This window comes from Streptomyces sp. TBY4 (assembly GCF_024213195.1).
Taxonomy (GTDB): domain Bacteria; phylum Actinomycetota; class Actinomycetes; order Streptomycetales; family Streptomycetaceae; genus Streptomyces.
Genome location: NZ_JANAVF010000003.1, coordinates 166181 through 181887, shown reverse-complemented (window position 1 = coordinate 181887; position 15707 = coordinate 166181). Strand labels below are relative to the sequence as shown.

At 70.7% G+C, this 15707-nt stretch carries 15 protein-coding genes; 6 read left to right on the top strand and 9 right to left on the bottom strand.

Features of this window, described 5'->3' with window-relative positions; all coding sequences use genetic code 11:
• Positions 1 to 5 precede the first annotated feature (5 nt).
• Positions 6 to 545: an RNA 2'-phosphotransferase gene (locus tag NLX94_RS08780; protein ID WP_254382050.1), complete on the bottom strand. Its 540-nt coding sequence runs from the start codon at positions 543 to 545 to the stop codon at positions 6 to 8.
• A gap of 135 nt (positions 546 to 680) precedes the next feature.
• Here NLX94_RS08780 and NLX94_RS08775 point away from each other — a divergent pair, with 135 nt between their 5' ends.
• Positions 681 to 1472 (top strand): aquaporin, encoded by a 792-nt coding sequence (locus NLX94_RS08775; RefSeq protein WP_254382049.1) that lies wholly within the window; start codon positions 681 to 683, stop codon positions 1470 to 1472.
• Between the two features lie 105 nt (positions 1473 to 1577).
• Here NLX94_RS08775 and NLX94_RS08770 read toward each other — a convergent pair whose 3' ends face one another.
• Genes NLX94_RS08770 through NLX94_RS08755 form a run of 4 tightly spaced genes read right to left on the bottom strand, consistent with a single transcriptional unit; the run spans position 1578 to position 6082 of the window.
• Positions 1578 to 2492 carry a MerR family transcriptional regulator gene (locus NLX94_RS08770; protein WP_254382048.1) on the bottom strand — a complete coding sequence of 305 codons (915 nt, stop codon included), beginning with the start codon at positions 2490 to 2492 and terminating at the stop codon, positions 1578 to 1580.
• A gap of 10 nt (positions 2493 to 2502) precedes the next feature.
• On the bottom strand, positions 2503 to 3438 hold the full coding sequence (locus NLX94_RS08765; RefSeq protein ID WP_254382047.1) for a metal-dependent hydrolase: 936 nt from the start codon (positions 3436 to 3438) through the stop codon (positions 2503 to 2505).
• Positions 3435 to 5207: an SDR family oxidoreductase gene (locus tag NLX94_RS08760; RefSeq protein ID WP_254382411.1), complete on the bottom strand. Its 1773-nt coding sequence runs from the start codon at positions 5205 to 5207 to the stop codon at positions 3435 to 3437. The genes NLX94_RS08765 and NLX94_RS08760 overlap by 4 nt, the downstream gene beginning before the upstream one ends.
• Before the next feature lie 5 nt (positions 5208 to 5212).
• Complete coding sequence (locus tag NLX94_RS08755) at positions 5213 to 6082, bottom strand: M24 family metallopeptidase (protein ID WP_254382046.1); 870 nt, start codon at positions 6080 to 6082, stop codon at positions 5213 to 5215.
• A 227-nt stretch (positions 6083 to 6309) separates the two neighbouring features.
• Between NLX94_RS08755 and NLX94_RS08750 the strand changes: the two genes are divergently transcribed.
• From NLX94_RS08750 to NLX94_RS08730, 5 genes are all read left to right on the top strand, one after another.
• On the top strand, positions 6310 to 7347 hold the full coding sequence (locus tag NLX94_RS08750; RefSeq protein ID WP_254382045.1) for an ABC transporter ATP-binding protein: 1038 nt from the start codon (positions 6310 to 6312) through the stop codon (positions 7345 to 7347).
• On the top strand, positions 7337 to 8224 hold the full coding sequence (locus NLX94_RS08745; RefSeq protein WP_254382044.1) for an ABC transporter permease subunit: 888 nt from the start codon (positions 7337 to 7339) through the stop codon (positions 8222 to 8224). Before NLX94_RS08750 ends, NLX94_RS08745 begins: the two co-directional genes overlap by 11 nt.
• A gap of 49 nt (positions 8225 to 8273) precedes the next feature.
• Entirely contained in the window at positions 8274 to 9185 is a 912-nt protein-coding gene (locus NLX94_RS08740) for an ABC transporter ATP-binding protein (protein WP_254382043.1), read from the top strand.
• 14 nt (positions 9186 to 9199) lie between these two features.
• The gene (locus NLX94_RS08735) at positions 9200 to 9919 is read left to right on the top strand and encodes an ABC transporter permease (protein ID WP_250738572.1); all 720 of its coding nucleotides are present in this window, start codon (positions 9200 to 9202) and stop codon (positions 9917 to 9919) included.
• Between the two features lie 112 nt (positions 9920 to 10031).
• A complete protein-coding gene (locus NLX94_RS08730) occupies positions 10032 to 10673 on the top strand; it encodes a rhomboid-like protein (RefSeq protein ID WP_254382042.1) in 642 nt (213 codons plus the stop codon).
• Between the two features lie 140 nt (positions 10674 to 10813).
• On the opposite strand, the gene NLX94_RS08725 is transcribed toward NLX94_RS08730, so the two are convergent.
• From NLX94_RS08725 to efeB, 4 genes are all read right to left on the bottom strand, one after another.
• Positions 10814 to 11626 (bottom strand): HAD family hydrolase, encoded by an 813-nt coding sequence (locus NLX94_RS08725; protein WP_254382041.1) that lies wholly within the window; start codon positions 11624 to 11626, stop codon positions 10814 to 10816.
• The gene (serS, locus tag NLX94_RS08720; protein ID WP_254382040.1) at positions 11623 to 12900 is read right to left on the bottom strand and encodes a serine--tRNA ligase; all 1278 of its coding nucleotides are present in this window, start codon (positions 12898 to 12900) and stop codon (positions 11623 to 11625) included. Before serS ends, NLX94_RS08725 begins: the two co-directional genes overlap by 4 nt.
• Before the next feature lie 539 nt (positions 12901 to 13439).
• Positions 13440 to 14375 (bottom strand): prephenate dehydratase, encoded by a 936-nt coding sequence (gene pheA, locus NLX94_RS08715; RefSeq protein ID WP_254382039.1) that lies wholly within the window; start codon positions 14373 to 14375, stop codon positions 13440 to 13442.
• 42 nt (positions 14376 to 14417) lie between these two features.
• Complete coding sequence (efeB, locus tag NLX94_RS08710) at positions 14418 to 15704, bottom strand: iron uptake transporter deferrochelatase/peroxidase subunit (protein ID WP_374683927.1); 1287 nt, start codon at positions 15702 to 15704, stop codon at positions 14418 to 14420.
• Positions 15705 to 15707: the final 3 nt, after the last annotated feature.

Here is a 15707-nt window from a genome sequence, read left to right as displayed (position 1 = left end):
CCGGTTTATTGGAACCGCAGGAATTGCGGCGGCACGGAGTCCACCAGCCAGACCCCATTGGCGCTGATCCGGAAGACGTGCCCCGCGGCGCGCATCGCTCCCGCGTCCACGGAGAGGACGATGGGCCGGCCGCGCCGTGCGCCGACGCGGGTCGCGGTCTCCCGGTCCGGGGAGAGGTGGACGTGGTGGCGGGCCATCGGGCGCAGCCCCTCGGCGCGGATCGCGTCCAGGGCGGCCGCGACGGTGCCGTGGTAGAGGTACGCGGGCGGTTCCGCCTCCGGCAGGCCCAGGTCCACGGGGACGGTGTGTCCCTGGCTGGCGCGGATCCGGCTGCCGTCGACGGCGTACCGCTGCTTGTCGTTGGCGGCGACCACGTGGTCGAGCTCGGCCCGGCTGATGGGGAAGCCGTGGGCGGCCGCGGCGCTCAGAAGATCGTCGATCTCCACCCAGCCGTGCGGGTCGAGCACCAGTCCGATGCGTTCCGGCTGATGGCGGAGGTGTTTCGAGACGTATTTGGACACCTTCACGGTGCGCTTGTCATCCATTCGCCCAGCGTGACGGCTCGGCCGGGTCCCGCGCAGTGATTTTTCGCCGTTCTCCCGAACATGGACTCCCCCTATCGCGTTTCCAAGATACGGAATACATTTTCCGCTGAACTGCCACTCAAGGGGAAGAAAAGTATGACAAACAGTGCGTCTCTGTCGCGGCGTGCGACCGCCGAGCTCGTCGGCACCGCCGCCCTCCTCGTGGTCGTCATCGGATCGGGAATCCAGGCCGCGTCGCTCACCTCGGACACGGGTGTGGCCCTGGTCGCCAACTCGCTCGCCTCGGCCATCGGGCTCGGGCTGATCATCACGCTCTTCGGGCCGCTCTCGGGCGCCCACCTCAACCCGGTGGTCACCCTCACGGACTGGTGGGGGCGCCGCAGCGGCGGCGAAGGGGTCGACGGCCGGGAGGCCCTGGTCTACGTGGCGGCCCAGACCGCCGGGGCCATAGCCGGCGCGGTCCTCGCGGAAACGATGTTCGGCCGCGTCCCCGGAGCCTTCTCCACCCAGGTCCGCGACGGCGGACACCTGCTCGTCGGGGAGGTTGTGGCCACCGCCGGACTGGTCCTGGTGATCCAGGGCCTCGGCCGCATCGGCCGGCCGAAGCTGATCCCGGCCGCGGTCGCCGCCTACATCGCCGCCGCGATCTGGTTCACCTCCTCCGGGTCCTTCGCCAACCCGGCCGGCACCATCGGGCGCAGCTTCAGCGACTCCTTCACCGGCATCGCCCCGCAGTCGCTGCCCGGGTTCGTCGCCGCCCAGCTCCTCGGCGGGATCCTCGGTCTGGTCCTCGCGGCCGTGCTCTACGGGAACACCCGCCGGGCAGCCGCCGGCACCGCCAAGGCCGCTGCTGCGGCCAACACCGGCCCCGCCGCCCCGGTGGCCGAAAGCAGCGCTCCCGGACCGGCCTACCAGGCCGTCGGCTGACCCTCCGGGACGGGTTCCCCACAGGACGGCCGCACTTGTCCACAGCCCTTTGCGCCGGTTTCGCCGACAAAAGCGTGATCCGGCCTGTGGACTACTGAGCGAGCACTACCGGCCGCCGCGGCTGGCCAGATCGTTCATCGTCCGGGCCTGCAACTCCCGCTCCGTGGCGGCCCGGACGAACTCCGCCACATGGTCGGGCCCCACCAGCTCCTGCACCGCCCGCACGGTCTCCGCGGGCAGGGCCACGGGGGCCGGCCCGGTGGGCTGCGGGGTTCCGACGGCCCCGAGGTGGCGCTGGAGGTGCCGGGTCGCGAAGAGGCGCATCGCCCGCGCCAGTTCCGCGTCCACCGTCTGCTGCGCCAGTGGCCGCAGTCTCCGTACCATCGTCGCCGCCTCGGCCGCGTCGGAGTCCGTCGGCGGGACCGCGCCCAGGTACCGGGCGAAGACGTGCTCCGTGGTGAATTCCAGGAAGCGCGAGGCGATGAGCTCCACGTGCCCGCGCAGCTCCCGCAGGTGACCGGTGATCGCGGGCAGCGGCACCCCGGCGGCGTACAGCTCGGCGGCCACGGACAGCTCCTGCGGGGACGGTACGAGGAACTGGTCCGGGCGCCCCGGGATCCGCTCCAGCACGCCCAGTTCGCACGCCTCGCCCACCGCCTCGTCGTCGGGCTCGCCGCCGAACCGTTCGTTCAGCTCGTCCCGGCTTATCCGGGCCGCCTCCTCGTCCGTCCACGGCCCGTGCACCTCGGCCACCAGCCCGAGGACCCCGCCGAGCCCGCGTCCCGCGTCCCAGGCCTCCAGCAGCTCCTTGATGGAGGCCAGGGTGTACCCGCGGTCCAGCAGGTCGGCGATCTGGCGCAGCCGCGCCAGATGCGTGTCCCGGTAGACGTTGGAACGGCCTCGCCGCTCCGGCTTCGGCAGCAGACCGCGGTCCTGGTACGCCCGGATCGTGCGGACGGTCGCACCGCTGTGGTGCGCCAGATCCTCGATCCGGTACTCGGCTACTGCCTGATCGGACAATCCCGGCTCCCTACGACATGGCGGCTCGGCCGACCGCGCCCGCAGCTGACCGGGCGGCAGGTGAAGCCGCGAGGTACTCGACCGCCCTGCGCAGCGAGCCCTCCTGCGAGGGATGGTACGACCGCCGCAGGTAGCGGGGTATGGCCGTGCCGAGCTCTCTCCAAGTGGGCAGCAGACCCTTGGCCACGGCCCGGTTGTGCTCCCGCAGCGAATAGCGGGTCCGACCGCGCAGTTCGGGGTCGTTGCGCAGGAGGTACGAGGCCCCCGCGATCCACAGCCAGCCCAGGACCGGGGTGACCACGGCCATGCCCCCGACCCGCCGGACGTAGCGGGGCAGGCCCGCGCCGCCGCAGTGCTGGTACATGTCGAAGGCGACGGAGCGGTGCTCCACCTCCTCCGCGCCGTGCCAGCGCAGCAGGTCGAGCATGATCTCGTCCGCCCCGGCCGCGTCCAGCCCCTCGGCTCCGAGCACCCAGTCCCCGAGGACCGCCGTGAACTGCTCGATCGCGGCGATCAGCGAGAGCCGGAAGCGCAGCCACTCCTGCGCCGTGACCGGGGCACCGAACGGCGGGGTCTCCCCCAGCAGCTTCTCGAAGAGGAAGTCCACGTACTTCGTGTACGCCTCGGTGGGCAGGCGCTGCTCGGCGAGGTGGTCCAGGACGTAGGAGTGCTGCACGCTGTGCGTGGCCTCCTGGCCCATGAACCCCTTCACGTCGCTGCGCAGCTTCGGGTCCGTGACCAGGGGCAGGCCCTCTTTGAAGACCTTCACGAACCACCGCTCACCCGCCGGCAGCAGCAGGTGCAGCACGTTGATGACGTGGGTGGCGGTGGGCTCGTCCGGTATCCAGTGCAGCGGGGTGGTCCTCCAGTCGAAGGCCACCCGGCGCGGCGCGATCGCGTACCCGGCGCCCTTGCCGGGGCCCTTGCCGGCGACCGCCCCGCTCACAGCCTGGGCTCCAGTCTCGCGATCCGCCGCAGCGTGCCGGGCGCGAACCGGGACATCCACAGGGCGCCCTTGGACTCGGGGGTCACCGGGACCACGGCCTGGTTCTTCACGACCGCGAGCAGGATCGCGTCCGCGACCTTCTCCGGCGGGAAGTTGCGCAGGCCGTAGAGCCGGGAGGACTTCTGCTGGCGCCGCTTCTCCTCCGCCTCGTCCACTCCGGCGAAGCGGGAGGTGGCGGTGATGTTGGTGTTGACGATGCCGGGGCAGATCGCCGACACCCCGATCGACTTCGAGGCCAGCTCGGCCCGCAGGCATTCGCTGAGCATCAGCACCGCCGCCTTGGAGGTGCTGTACGCGGGCAGCGTCCTGGACGGCAGGTAGGCGGCGGCGGAGGCGGTGTTGACGATGTGTCCGCCCTGCCCGCGCTCGGCCATCTGCCGGCCGAAGAGCCGGCAGCCGTGGATGACGCCCCAGAGATTGACGTCGAGGACCTTCTTCCAGTCCTCGGAGGTCGTGTCCAGGAACGGGCCCGACAGGCCGATCCCGGCGTTGTTGACCAGGACGTCCACGATCCCGTACTCGGAGGCGACCTTCTCGGCGAGCTTCTCCATGGCCTGCTCGTCGCTGACGTCGACGCCCTCGCCCCAGGCCTGCGGCGCTCCGACCAGGCGGGCCATGTCCGCGGTGCGGGCAGCGCCGTCGGCGTCCCGGTCCACGCACACCACGCGGGCACCGGCCTCGGCGAACGCGAAGGCGGTGGCCCGGCCGATGCCGCTGGCTGCTCCGGTGACCAGGACCAACTGGCCGCCGAAACGGTCCGCGTACTTCCCCGGGGCCCTCTGCTCCGGCGTCCGCGCGGCGGGCTCCTCCCGGGCGGTGACGAACTCGGTGATCCACGCGGCCAGCTGGTCGGGCCGGGTCCGCGGCACCCAGTGCTTGGCCGGCAGGGTGCGCCGCACCAGGTCCGGCGCCCACAGCTCCACCTCGTCGTAGAGCCGCTCGGAGAGGAAGGCGTCCCCGGTGGGGGTGATCAGCTGGACCGGTACGTGGGCGTACGCGTCGGCGCGCGGCCGGCGCAGCCGCGGCCGGACGTTGTCCCGGTAGAGCCAGGCGCCGTGTGCGGCGTCGGAGGGCAGGGAGGCCGTGGGATAGTCCCCGGCCGGTATCCCCTCCACCCGCTGGAGCAGCTTGGGCCAGCGCTTGCCGAGCGGGCCGCGCCAGGCGAGCTCCGGCAGCACGGGCGTGTGCAGCATGTACACGTACCAGGACTTGGCGCCCTGGTTCAGCAGCTGGGCCGCCCGGCGCGGGGTGGGCCGGGCCATCCGCTTCTTGATCCAGTGTCCGAAGTGGTCCAGGGAGGGCCCCGACATCGAGGTGAAGGAGGCGATCCGGCCCTCGGTCCGGGCGACCGTCGCAAACTCCCAGCCCTGCACGGAGCCCCAGTCGTGGCCGACCAGGTGCACCGGGCGGTCCGGGCTGACCGCGTCCACGACCGCGAGGAAGTCGTCGGTCAGCTTCTCCAGGGTGAACCCGCCGCGCAGCGGCCGCGGTGCGGTGGAGCGCCCGTGTCCCCGTACGTCGTAGAGCACGACGTGGAACCGGGAGGCCAGCTGCTCGGCGACCTGGGACCAGACCTCCTTGCTGTCCGGGTACCCGTGCACCAGGACCACGGTCGGCCGGTCCGTGTCGCCGAGTTCGGCGACGCACAGCTCGACCCCGCCGGTACTCACCCAGCGCTCGCGCGCGCCCGCCAGGCCAGCGTCCGTCATTGCGCTCATGCCGCCTTCTCCTCAGCCCAGCGCCGCACGTGCGGCAGATCGTCGTCCAGCCAGTACGCGCTCTCCTCGGGGTCCCGGGAGTCGGTGACGACCAGGATCTCCTCGAACTTCGCGCCGGTGCCCCGGAAGCCCAGGTGCGGTTCCACCGCCCACAGACCGGGCTGCGGCGGGTGGTCGGAGAAGCGGTAGGGGCTCCACAGCGGGGACCAGCCCTCGCGGTGGCCGCGCAGGGCATCGGAGGCCAGCCCCTTCAGGGCCTGGGTGCCGAACCCGAACGCGGTCGGGGCCCAGCTCCGCTCCCTGACCCGGTCTATCTTGTGCGCGATGACCCCGAAGGGGTAGGCCCGGTGCCGGTTCGTGTACCCCTGGCGGATCATCAGCCGCTCCACCTCCTCGTAGATGTCGCGCAGGGAGCGGCGCTCGCGGACCTGGTCGAGGATCAGTGTGCGGTGTGCCCGCAGATCGGACATGAGCCGGTCCTGCACCGGGTTGAGGCCGAGGCTGCCCGAGTACCCGATGTCCGCGGTGTGGCCCTTGTAGACGGGGGCCATGTCGAGGATGAAGGGCATCCCCGGCTCCAGGGCCCGGTTCGTCGGGAAGAACTGCAGGGGGATCTTGAAGCCGGTGAAGGCGGTCCGGTCCCCGAACCACGCGAACGGCATGTGGAACCAGTCCCGCACCCCGCGCTCGCGCAGCCAGTCGCGCTGCATCCGCGCGGCTTCGCGCTCGGTCACGCCGGGGCGCAGTTGCGCCGCGACGGCCTCCGCGCACTCGTAGGAGAGGCGCTGCACCTCCTTGAACCCGCGCAGCTCGGCGGAGAGCTCCTCGGTGCGTCGCTTCGTGCGTTGCCTGGTGTCCCCAGCCATGCCAGCCGTCCGTCCATGTAGCCGTACGCGCCCGTAACTTGACACTGATGAATGTGACAATGACCGGAGATCACGTCAAGGCCCGTGCACGGACCTGTGGACAAACTTGTCCGGTACGCATCAGCCCTACGTCAGCCTTATGTCGGGGTCCGTAGTCCTGAAGGCGGAGACCGGATCGAGCTCCAGGTCTGACGATCCGCGCTCCGTGCGCCACTAACGTCGTCCACGTGACTGTCATCGCGACCGAAAGCCTGAGCAAGCGGTACCCCCGAGTGACCGCCCTCGACCGGCTCTCCCTGGACATCGGGCCCGGCGTTACCGGGCTCGTGGGCGCCAACGGAGCCGGCAAGTCCACGCTGATCAAGATTCTGCTGGGACTCTCCCCCGCCACCGAGGGCACTGCCGCCGTGCTCGGACTCGACGTAGCCACCCATGGCAGCGCGATCCGCGAGCGCGTCGGCTACATGCCCGAACACGACTGCCTGCCACCCGACGTCTCGGCCACCGAGTTCGTCGTGCACATGGCGCGCATGTCCGGGCTCCCGCCGACCGCCGCCCGTGAGCGCACCGCGGACACGCTGCGCCACGTGGGGCTGTACGAGGAGCGCTACCGCCCCATCGGCGGCTACTCCACCGGCATGAAGCAGCGCGTCAAGCTCGCCCAGGCGCTGGTCCACGACCCGCAGCTGGTCCTCCTCGACGAGCCCACCAACGGCCTCGACCCGGTCGGCCGCGACGAGATGCTGGGCCTGATCCGCCGCGTCTACACCGACTTCGGCATCTCGGTCCTGGTCACCTCCCACCTGCTCGGCGAGCTGGAGCGGACCTGCGACCACGTCGTGGTCGTCGACGGCGGCAAGCTGCTGCGCTCCAGCTCCACCAGCGACTTCACCCAGACCACCACGACCCTCGCGGTCGAGGTCACCGACTCCGACGCCCACCCGGACGGCACCGCCGCCCTGCGCAAGGCGCTCGCCGAGGCGGGGGTGACGCTGCACGCCGGCGAGGAGCAGGGCCTGCCCGGAGCCGGCCACATCCTCCTGGTCGAGGCCACCGGCGAGGCCACGTACGACCTCGTCCGCGACACCGTCGCCGATCTCGGCATCGGCCTGGTCCGCATGGAACAGCGCCGCCACCAGATCGCGGAGGTCTTCCGCGACAGCGACGCGGCGGCCGCCCGGGCCGAGCAGTTCGCAGCCCAGTCCGCCCAGGCCACCGCCTGGGCCGCCACCCAGCAGAAGGGAGCCGGTTCCGATGGCGCCTGACACCTCGACCCAGATCCACAACATCGGCTACCGGTCCTACGACGGCCCCCGGCTCGGCCGCTCCTACGCCCGCAAGTCGCTGTTCGCGCAGTCCCTGCGCGGCGCCTACGGACTCGGCCGCTCGGCCAAGTCCAAGGTGCTGCCGATGCTGCTCTTCGCGGTGATGTGCGTTCCCGCGCTGATCCTCGTCGCGGTCGCCATCACGGTGCCCGGCTCGACCTCGCTGCCGATCAAGTACACGACGTACGCCATGACCACCCAGGTGATCGTTTACCTCTACCTGGCCTCCCAGGCGCCGCAGTCCGTCTCGCGGGACCTGCGCTTCAAGACGGTGCCGCTCTACTTCTCGCGGCCCATCGAGCGCGTCGACTACGTCGTGGCCAAGTTCGCGGCCATGGCCTCGGCCCTGTTCATCCTGACTGCCACTCCGCTGCTGATCATGTGGATCGGCTCGCTCCTGGCGAAGTTCGACTTCGCCGACCAGACCAAGGGATTCGGGCAGGCACTGGTGTCGGTACTGCTGCTCTCGCTGCTCTTCTCCGGCCTCGGCCTGGTCATGGCCGCGCTCACCCCGCGCCGCGGCTTCGGCGTCGCCGCCATCATCGCCGTGCTCCTGATCCCCTACGGCGCCGTCTCCGCAGTCCAGGCCATCGCCTACGAGACGGGCTCGACCGGGGGCATCGAGTGGCTGGGCCTCTTCTCCCCGATGAGCCTCATCGACGGCCTGCAGACGGCCTTCCTCGGCGCCGACTCCGGCTTCCCCGGCAGCGAGGGCCCCGGCACCGGCGCCGGCTTCGTCTACCTGCTCGTCATCCTCGGCCTCATCGCCGGCTCCTACGCCGCCCTGATGGCCCGCTACCGGAAGGCCGGGCTGTGAGCTCCCACCCGTCGCCCGCCACCACCCCTCTAAGGAATGGGCTGCGCCCATGAGCATCATCGACATCGACCACACCTCCCGCTGGTTCGGGAACGTCGTCGCCGTCAACGACGTGACCATGCGCATCGGTCCCGGAGTCACCGGCCTGCTGGGCCCCAACGGCGCCGGCAAGTCCACCCTCATCAACATGATGGGCGGCTTCCTCGCCCCCTCCACGGGCACCGTCACTCTCGACGGCACCCCGATCTGGCAGAACGAGCAGGTCTACAAGCAGATCGGCGTCGTGCCCGAGCGCGAGGCCATGTACGACTTCCTCACCGGCACGGAGTTCGTCGTCGCCAACGCCGAACTGCACGGCCTCGACGAGGCGGCCGCCCAGCGGGCCCTGGCCACGGTGGAGATGGAGTACGCGCAGGACCGCAAGATCTCCACGTACTCCAAGGGCATGCGCCAGCGCGTGAAGATGGCCTCCGCCCTGGTCCACGACCCCTCGGTGCTCCTGCTCGACGAGCCGTTCAACGGCATGGACCCGCGCCAGCGCATGCAGCTCATGGAGCTGCTGCGGCGCATGGGCGACGAGGGCCGCACCGTGCTGTTCTCCTCGCACATCCTGGAGGAGGTCGAACAGCTCGCCTCCCACATCGAGGTGGTCGTCGCCGGCCGGCACGCCGCCTCCGGCGACTTCCGCAAGATCCGCCGCCTGATGACGGACCGCCCGCACCGCTACCTCATCCGCTCCTCCGACGACCGGGCCCTCGCCGCGGCCCTGATCGCCGACCCGTCCACCGCCGGGATCGAGGTGGACCTCAAGGAAGGCGCCCTGCGCATCCAGGCCGTCGACTTCGGGCGCTTCACCGAGCTGCTGCCGCGGGTCGCCCGCGAGCACGGCATCCGGCTGCTGACGGTCTCGCCCTCCGACGAGTCCCTCGAGTCGGTCTTCTCCTACCTCGTCGCGGCCTGAAGGAGCTGGCACCCATGTACAACCCCACCGTTGCCCGGCTCACCTACCGGGCCCTGCTCGGCCGCCGCCGCGCGCTGATCCTCTGCGCGCTGCCGGTCCTGCTGATCGCCATCTCCATCGCCGTGCGCGCCTTCACCGGGCTCGACGACAAGGTCGCCGCCGACCTCCTCGGCGGGTTCGCCCTGGCCACGATGGTCCCCCTGATCGGCGTCATCGCCGGCACCGGCGCCATCGGCCCGGAGATCGACGACGGCTCGATCGTCTACCTGCTCTCGAAGCCGGTGAAGCGCCCGACGATCATCCTGACGAAGCTGACCGTCGCGATCGCGGTCACCATGGTCTTTTCGGCGATCCCCACCCTGATCGCCGGCTTCATCCTCAACGGCAACGGCCAGCAGATCGCGGTGGCCTACACCGTCGCCGCCCTCGTCGCCTCGGTCGCCTACAGCGCCCTGTTCCTGCTGCTGGGCACCGTCAGCCGGCATGCGGTCGTCTTCGGCCTGGTCTACGCCCTGATCTGGGAGTCGCTCTTCGGCAGCCTCGTCGACGGCGCCAAGACCCTCAGCGTCCAGCAGTGGTCGCTGGCCCTCGCGCAGAAGGTCGCGGGCGAGGGGTACGTGGACGCCACCGTCGGGCTGCCCACCGCGGTGATCCTGCTCGTCGCGGTCACCGTCGGCGCCACCTTCTACGCGGGCCAGAAGCTCCGCCGCCTGACCCTGGCGGGCGAGGAGTAGGACCTCCGCACCGGCGTCCCGGCGACGCCCGCGCCGAATGTTTCACGTGAAACAGTGCCCCGCCCGGCCCACCGGTCAGGCGGGGCACAGCTTTGCGCGAGATCATCGGTGCATGATCGAGCACACCGGGCCCGAGCCGTCCAGGCCAGTACGGTCCTGGATACGTTCCACGCCCGGCACCCACATATGGCTGCTGATCATCGTGGTCACCAGCATCGTGGTCGTGATCGTGCCGGATCATCTCGAACACGTCCTGCTCCACCGCAACAGCAGCAATATCCACGAGCTCGCCCGGCACCCCGTCCGCGCGCTGCTCAGCAGCGCGTTCTGGATCGAGAACCCGGCCTCGCTCCCGCTCTACTTCGTCCTCTTCGAGGTCTTCCACGCCAATGTAGAGCGCTGGCTCGGCACCCTGCGCTGGCTCTTCATCGTCGCGACCGGACACATCACGGCCACCCTGATCAGCCAGAAGCTGGTCCTGATGGCCATCGAGGACCACCGCGCCCCGCGCAGCATGGTCCACGTCGTCGACATCGGGGTCAGCTACGGACTCGCGACCGCCGTCGGGGTGCTGACGTACCGCCTGCCCGGCCCCTGGCGCTGGTTCTACCTGGCCGGGGCCGTGGCCTTCTTCGGGCTCCCGCTCGTCAGCGACGGCACCTTCACCGACCTCGGCCACGCCATCGCGCTCGCCGTCGGCCTCCTCGCCTGGCCGCTGACCCGGCACCCGCATCCGCACCGGAAGCCCGGCTGACGCAGGGAAATTCACTGGTACGAGGCGTGCGGCGGGGGCAGAGTGAGCCGTGCGGGGAGAACAAAGAAGGTCCGGAACGGCCACTTCGAGCGCGCCTCGCGGCGCGGGCCGTTCCGGACCTTCCGTTCTCTTCTGCTCGGTCAGGCGGCGCCCAGCAGACGCTCGAGGACCACGGCGATGCCGTCCTCCTCGTTGGAGGTGGTGACCTCGTCGGCCACCGCCTTGAGCTCCGCGTGCGCGTTGGCCATCGCCACTCCGTGCGCGGCCCAGCCGAACATCGGTATGTCGTTGGGCATGTCGCCGAAGGCGATCGTCTCGGCCGCCTTCACCCCCAGCCGGCGCGCGGCCAGCGAGAGGCCGGTGGCCTTGGTCAGCCCCAGCGGCAGGATCTCCACGATGCCCGGACCGGCCATGACGACTCCGACCAGGCTGCCCACGGTCTCCCGGGCCACCTGCACGAGGGCGTCCTCGTCCAGCTCGGGGTGCTGGATGTACAGCTTGTTCAGCGGAGCCGACCAGACCTCGGAGGTGTCCTCCAGGTAGAGCGCCGGAAGGCCCTCCTGGACCTGGTAGCCGGGGCCGAAGAGCACCTCGCCCTCGACTCCGTCCCGGCTGGCGGCGAGCGCCAGCGGACCCACCTCGGCCTCGAGCTTCTCCAGCGCCAGCGCGGCCAGCTTCCGGTCGAGGGTCACCGAGGTCAGCAGCCGGTGCGCGCCGGCGTCGTAGACCTGCGCGCCCTGTCCGCAGACGGCGATGCCCTTGTAGCCGAGGTCGTCGAGGACGTGCCGGGTCCACGGCACGGCGCGGCCGGTGACGATGATGTGCGCTGCGCCCGCCGCGGTGGCCGCGAGCAGCGCCTCACGGGTGCGCTCCGAGACGGTGTCGTCGCCGCGCAGCAGCGTCCCGTCGAGGTCGGTCGCGACGAGCTTGTACGGGAACGGGGCCGTGCTCACTTGGCGACCGGCTCCAGGACTTCGCGACCGCCCAGGTAGGGCCGGAGCACCGGGGGAACCCGGACCGTGCCGTCGGCCTGCTGGTGGTTCTCCAGGATCGCGACGATCGTGCGCGGGACCGCGCACAGCGTTCCGTTCAGGGTGGACAGCGGAGCGGTCTTCTTTCCGTCGCGGTAGCGCACCGAAAGGCGGCGGGCCTGGAAGCTGTCACAGTTCGAGGCGGAGGTCAGCTCGCGGTACTTGCCCTGCGTGGGGATCCACGCCTCGCAGTCGAACTTGCGGGAGGCGGAGGCGCCCAGGTCGCCGGTGGCCACGTCGATGACCTGGAACGGCAGCTCGAGGCTGGTCAGCCACTGCTTCTCCCAGTCCAGGAGACGCTGGTGCTCGGCCTCGGCCTCCTCCGGAGCGACGTACGAGAACATCTCGACCTTGTCGAACTGGTGGACGCGGAAGATGCCGCGGGTGTCCTTGCCGTACGTGCCGGCCTCGCGGCGGAAGCACGGGGAGAAGCCGGCGTAGCGCAGCGGCAGCTTGTCCGCGTCGATGATCTCGTCCATGTGGTACGCGGCGAGCGGGACCTCGGAGGTACCGACCAGGTAGAGGTCGTCGCCCTCCAGGTGGTACACGTTCTCCGCGGCCTGGCCGAGGAAGCCGGTGCCCTCCATGGCGCGCGGGCGGACCAGCGCGGGGGTGAGCATCGGGACGAAGCCGGCCTCGGTGGCCTGTGCGATGGCCGCGTTGACGAGGGCGAGCTCCAGCAGGGCGCCGACACCGGTGAGGTAGTAGAAGCGCGAGCCGGAGACCTTGGCACCGCGCTCGACGTCGATGGCGCCCAGGGACTCGCCGAGCTCCAGGTGGTCCTTGGGCTCGAAGCCCTCGGCGCCGAAGTCACGGATGGTGCCGTGCGTCTCCAGGACGACGAAGTCCTCCTCGCCGCCGACGGGCACGTCCGTGTGGACGATGTTCCCGAGCCGCAGGAGCAGCTGCTTGGCGGCTTCGTCCGCCTCGTTCTGCTCGGCCTCGGCCGCCTTGACGTCCTGCTTGAGCTGATCGGCCTTCTTCAGCAGCTCGGCCCGCTCCTCCGGAGAGGCCTTGGGGATCAGCTTGCCGAGCGACTTCTGCTCGTTGCGGAGTTCGTCGAATCGCATGCCGGAGGACCTGCGGCGCTCGTCGGCGGAGAGCAGTGCGTCGACGAGGGCGACGTCCTCTCCACGGGCGCGCTGCGAGGCGCGGACACGGTCAGGGTCTTCACGGAGCAGCCGGAGGTCAATCACCCCTCCAGGCTACCGGGCCGGGCTTCGGGGGAGCGCACCGATATCACGCTGCGTGTCGCTTTGTCCTAATTGCCGCGAATGGAAAACTTCGGACGGGAGAGTGGAAGCAGTCCTTCCGCGGAGGCCGATAAAACCATCCCCATTCCCCGAAAGGGGACGCACGGGCAGCGATCGGGCGGCCTCTGAGCAGGGCCGGAGGGTCTGCCTTGTCCACAGGAATTCCCCGGGCGACCGGCTTATCCACAGGCTGTGCGCTGGATCTGTGGACACAGGATTAGATCAATCCCGATGATGGAGTGCGTGGACCCAATCAGGGTTCAAACCACCCTCACACACTCATTCGGGTGGGAATGACTCGCCCCAAAGAGTTGATCGGTGATACAGGGGTGACACCGTTCACCTCCCGCTCGTCAGCGCGAAACCTGCGCTACCCGACCGATTTGTCGACCTTGTCGTGTTGCTCTGTCGACTTGTCCCCAGGTCCGCATCGATCCCTGTGGATAACTCTGTGGACAGTGGACCGGGCAGTGGACAGAGCGTCAGGGGCGCCCGTCGAGGCAGCGCGTCAGCCAGTCCGAAGCCGCGGTGAACTCGCTGTCGGAGGTACCGGCCCGCGCCGCCTGGACGTCACCCTGAGCGACGCCGGCGCGCGGGTAGGAACCGAGGAACCTGATCTGCGGGCAGGTCCGCTTGAGGCCCATGAGCGCCTCGCCGACCCGGCGGTCGGAGATGTGGCCCTCGGCGTCCACGGCGAAGCAGTAGTTCCCGATCCCCGCACCCGTCGGCCGGGACTGGATCAGCATCAGGTTCACCCCGCGGACGGCGAACTCCTGGAGCAGTTCCAGCAGCGCGCCGGGGCGGTCGTCGCCCATCCACAGCACGACGGAGGTCTTGTCGGCGCCGGTCGGCGCGGCTGGCCGGGCAGGACGCCCGACGAGCACGAAGCGGGTCTCCGCGTTCTGCGCGTCGTGGATCTCGGTCACCAGCGGGACCAGCCCGTAGGTGGCGGCCGCGAACTCGCCCGCGAAGGCGGCGTCGAAACGCCCCTCCTGCACCAGCCGGGCACCGTCGGCATTGGACGCAGCCGACTCCCACAGGGCGTCGGGCAGGTTCGACCGCAGCCAGTTGCGCACCTGCGGCTGGGCGACGGGGTGCCCCGTGACGGTCTTGACGTCCGAGAGCTGGGTCCCGGGCCGCACCAGCAGCGCGAACGCGATGGGGAGCAGCACCTCGCGGTAGATCATCAGCGGCACGCCGGCGGCCAGCTCGTCCAGGGTCGAGGTGACCCCGCCCTCCACCGAGTTCTCGATCGGGACCAGGGCCGCCGCGGCCTCGCCGTTGCGCACGGCGTCCAGGGCGGCCGGTACCGAAACCATCGGGACGAGCTCCCGGGTCGCGGCTTCGGGGAGGGTGCGAAGGGCGGCTTCGGTGAACGTGCCTTCGGGACCGAGGTAGGTGAAGCGGGTGGCCGACATGCGATCAGCCTAATGCCGGGGCCCGCAGGCCACCTGGGCTGTTCACCCTTCGAGCAGCCGTTGCCCCACGTACTCCCCCGGGCGTGCGCCGGGCGGCACCGCGTACAGGCCGCTCGACTCGTGACGGATGAACTCCGACAGGGCGTCGCCGCGGTCGAGCTTGCGCTGGACGGGGACGAAAGCACGGGAGGGATCGGCCTGCCAGCAGATGAAGAGCAGCCCCGCGTCGGGGGTTCCGTCGGCGGAGATCCCGTCGTGGTACGAGAAGGGGCGCCGGAGCATGGCCGCTCCGCCGTTCTGCGCGGGTGCGGAGATCCGGGCGTGCGCGTTGGAGGGGATGACCGGCTTTCCGTCGGCACCGGTCTTGTCGAGGTCCAGGGCGGTGGTCTCGCCGCCTCCGGTCAGCGGGGCGCCGGTGGCCTTCGTGCGGCCGATGACCTGTTCCTGCTGGGCCAGCGACTGCTGGTCCCACTGGTCGAGGAGCATGCGGATGCGGCGTACGACGGCGTACGAGCCCCCGACCATCCAGGCGTGCTCCGGGGGCACGGTGCCCTGGACGAAGATCCGCCGGTCGAAGTCGGCTTCGGTGGGCTTCGGGTTGTTGGTGCCGTCGACCTGGCCCATGAGGTTGCGGGCGGTCATGGGGGAAGCGGTGGCACCGGGAGAACGGTTGAAGCCGTTCATCTGCCAGCGCGGCCGGGCCGCCTCTCCGGCGTCCTTCTGCAGGGCGCGCAGCGCGTGGAAGGAGACCAGTGCGTCGTCGGAGCCGATCTGGACCCAGAGGTCGCCGTTGCTGCGCTGGGCGTCGAGCCGGTCGGCGGAGAAGGCGGGCAGCGGATCCAGGGCGGCGGGGCGGCGGGCCGTGAGGCCGGTGCGCTCGAAGAAGGAGTGACCGAATCCGAAGGTCACCGTCAGGGAGGAGGGTCCGGAGCCGAGCGCGATGCCGGTGTCGGCGACCGGGGCGGTCTCGCCCGCCGTCAGCCGCCGCGCGGTGTCGGACCAGCGCCGCATCAGGGCGGCGGCCTCGGTACGTCCGGCACCGGGCGCGAGGTCGAAGGCGAGGACGTGCCCCTTGGCCTGGAGGGGCGTGGTGATGCCGGCCTGGTGGTCCCCGTGGAAGTCGACCCGGGTGGCGCCGAGGCTGCTGGGAGCACCGCCGGAGCCCGCCGTCCCGGACCCGGAGGCCCCGGACTGCACGAGGGCTCCGCCCGCGGCGCCGAGCGCGAGCCCGGCGGCGCCCGCGGCGCCGACCGTGCCCAGCAGACGGCGCCGGGAGATGTCGATCGTGGGGCTCTCGGCGTTCTCGGTGGGTTCGCTGTTCTGGGTCACGCT

What these genes read in the sequence shown, in the direction of transcription:
- NLX94_RS08780 (WP_254382050.1), bottom strand. Translation starts at nt 545, where the DNA reads ATGGATGACAAGCGCACCGTGAAGGTGTCCAAATACGTCTCGAAACAC.
- NLX94_RS08775 (WP_254382049.1), top strand. Translation starts at nt 681, where the DNA reads ATGACAAACAGTGCGTCTCTGTCGCGGCGTGCGACCGCCGAGCTCGTC.
- NLX94_RS08760 (WP_254382411.1), bottom strand. Translation starts at nt 5,207, where the DNA reads ATGACGGACGCTGGCCTGGCGGGCGCGCGCGAGCGCTGGGTGAGTACC.
- NLX94_RS08755 (WP_254382046.1), bottom strand. Translation starts at nt 6,082, where the DNA reads ATGGCTGGGGACACCAGGCAACGCACGAAGCGACGCACCGAGGAGCTC.
- NLX94_RS08745 (WP_254382044.1), top strand. Translation starts at nt 7,337, where the DNA reads ATGGCGCCTGACACCTCGACCCAGATCCACAACATCGGCTACCGGTCC.
- NLX94_RS08740 (WP_254382043.1), top strand. Translation starts at nt 8,274, where the DNA reads ATGAGCATCATCGACATCGACCACACCTCCCGCTGGTTCGGGAACGTC.
- NLX94_RS08735 (WP_250738572.1), top strand. Translation starts at nt 9,200, where the DNA reads ATGTACAACCCCACCGTTGCCCGGCTCACCTACCGGGCCCTGCTCGGC.
- NLX94_RS08730 (WP_254382042.1), top strand. Translation starts at nt 10,032, where the DNA reads ATGATCGAGCACACCGGGCCCGAGCCGTCCAGGCCAGTACGGTCCTGG.
- pheA (WP_254382039.1), bottom strand. Translation starts at nt 14,375, where the DNA reads ATGTCGGCCACCCGCTTCACCTACCTCGGTCCCGAAGGCACGTTCACC.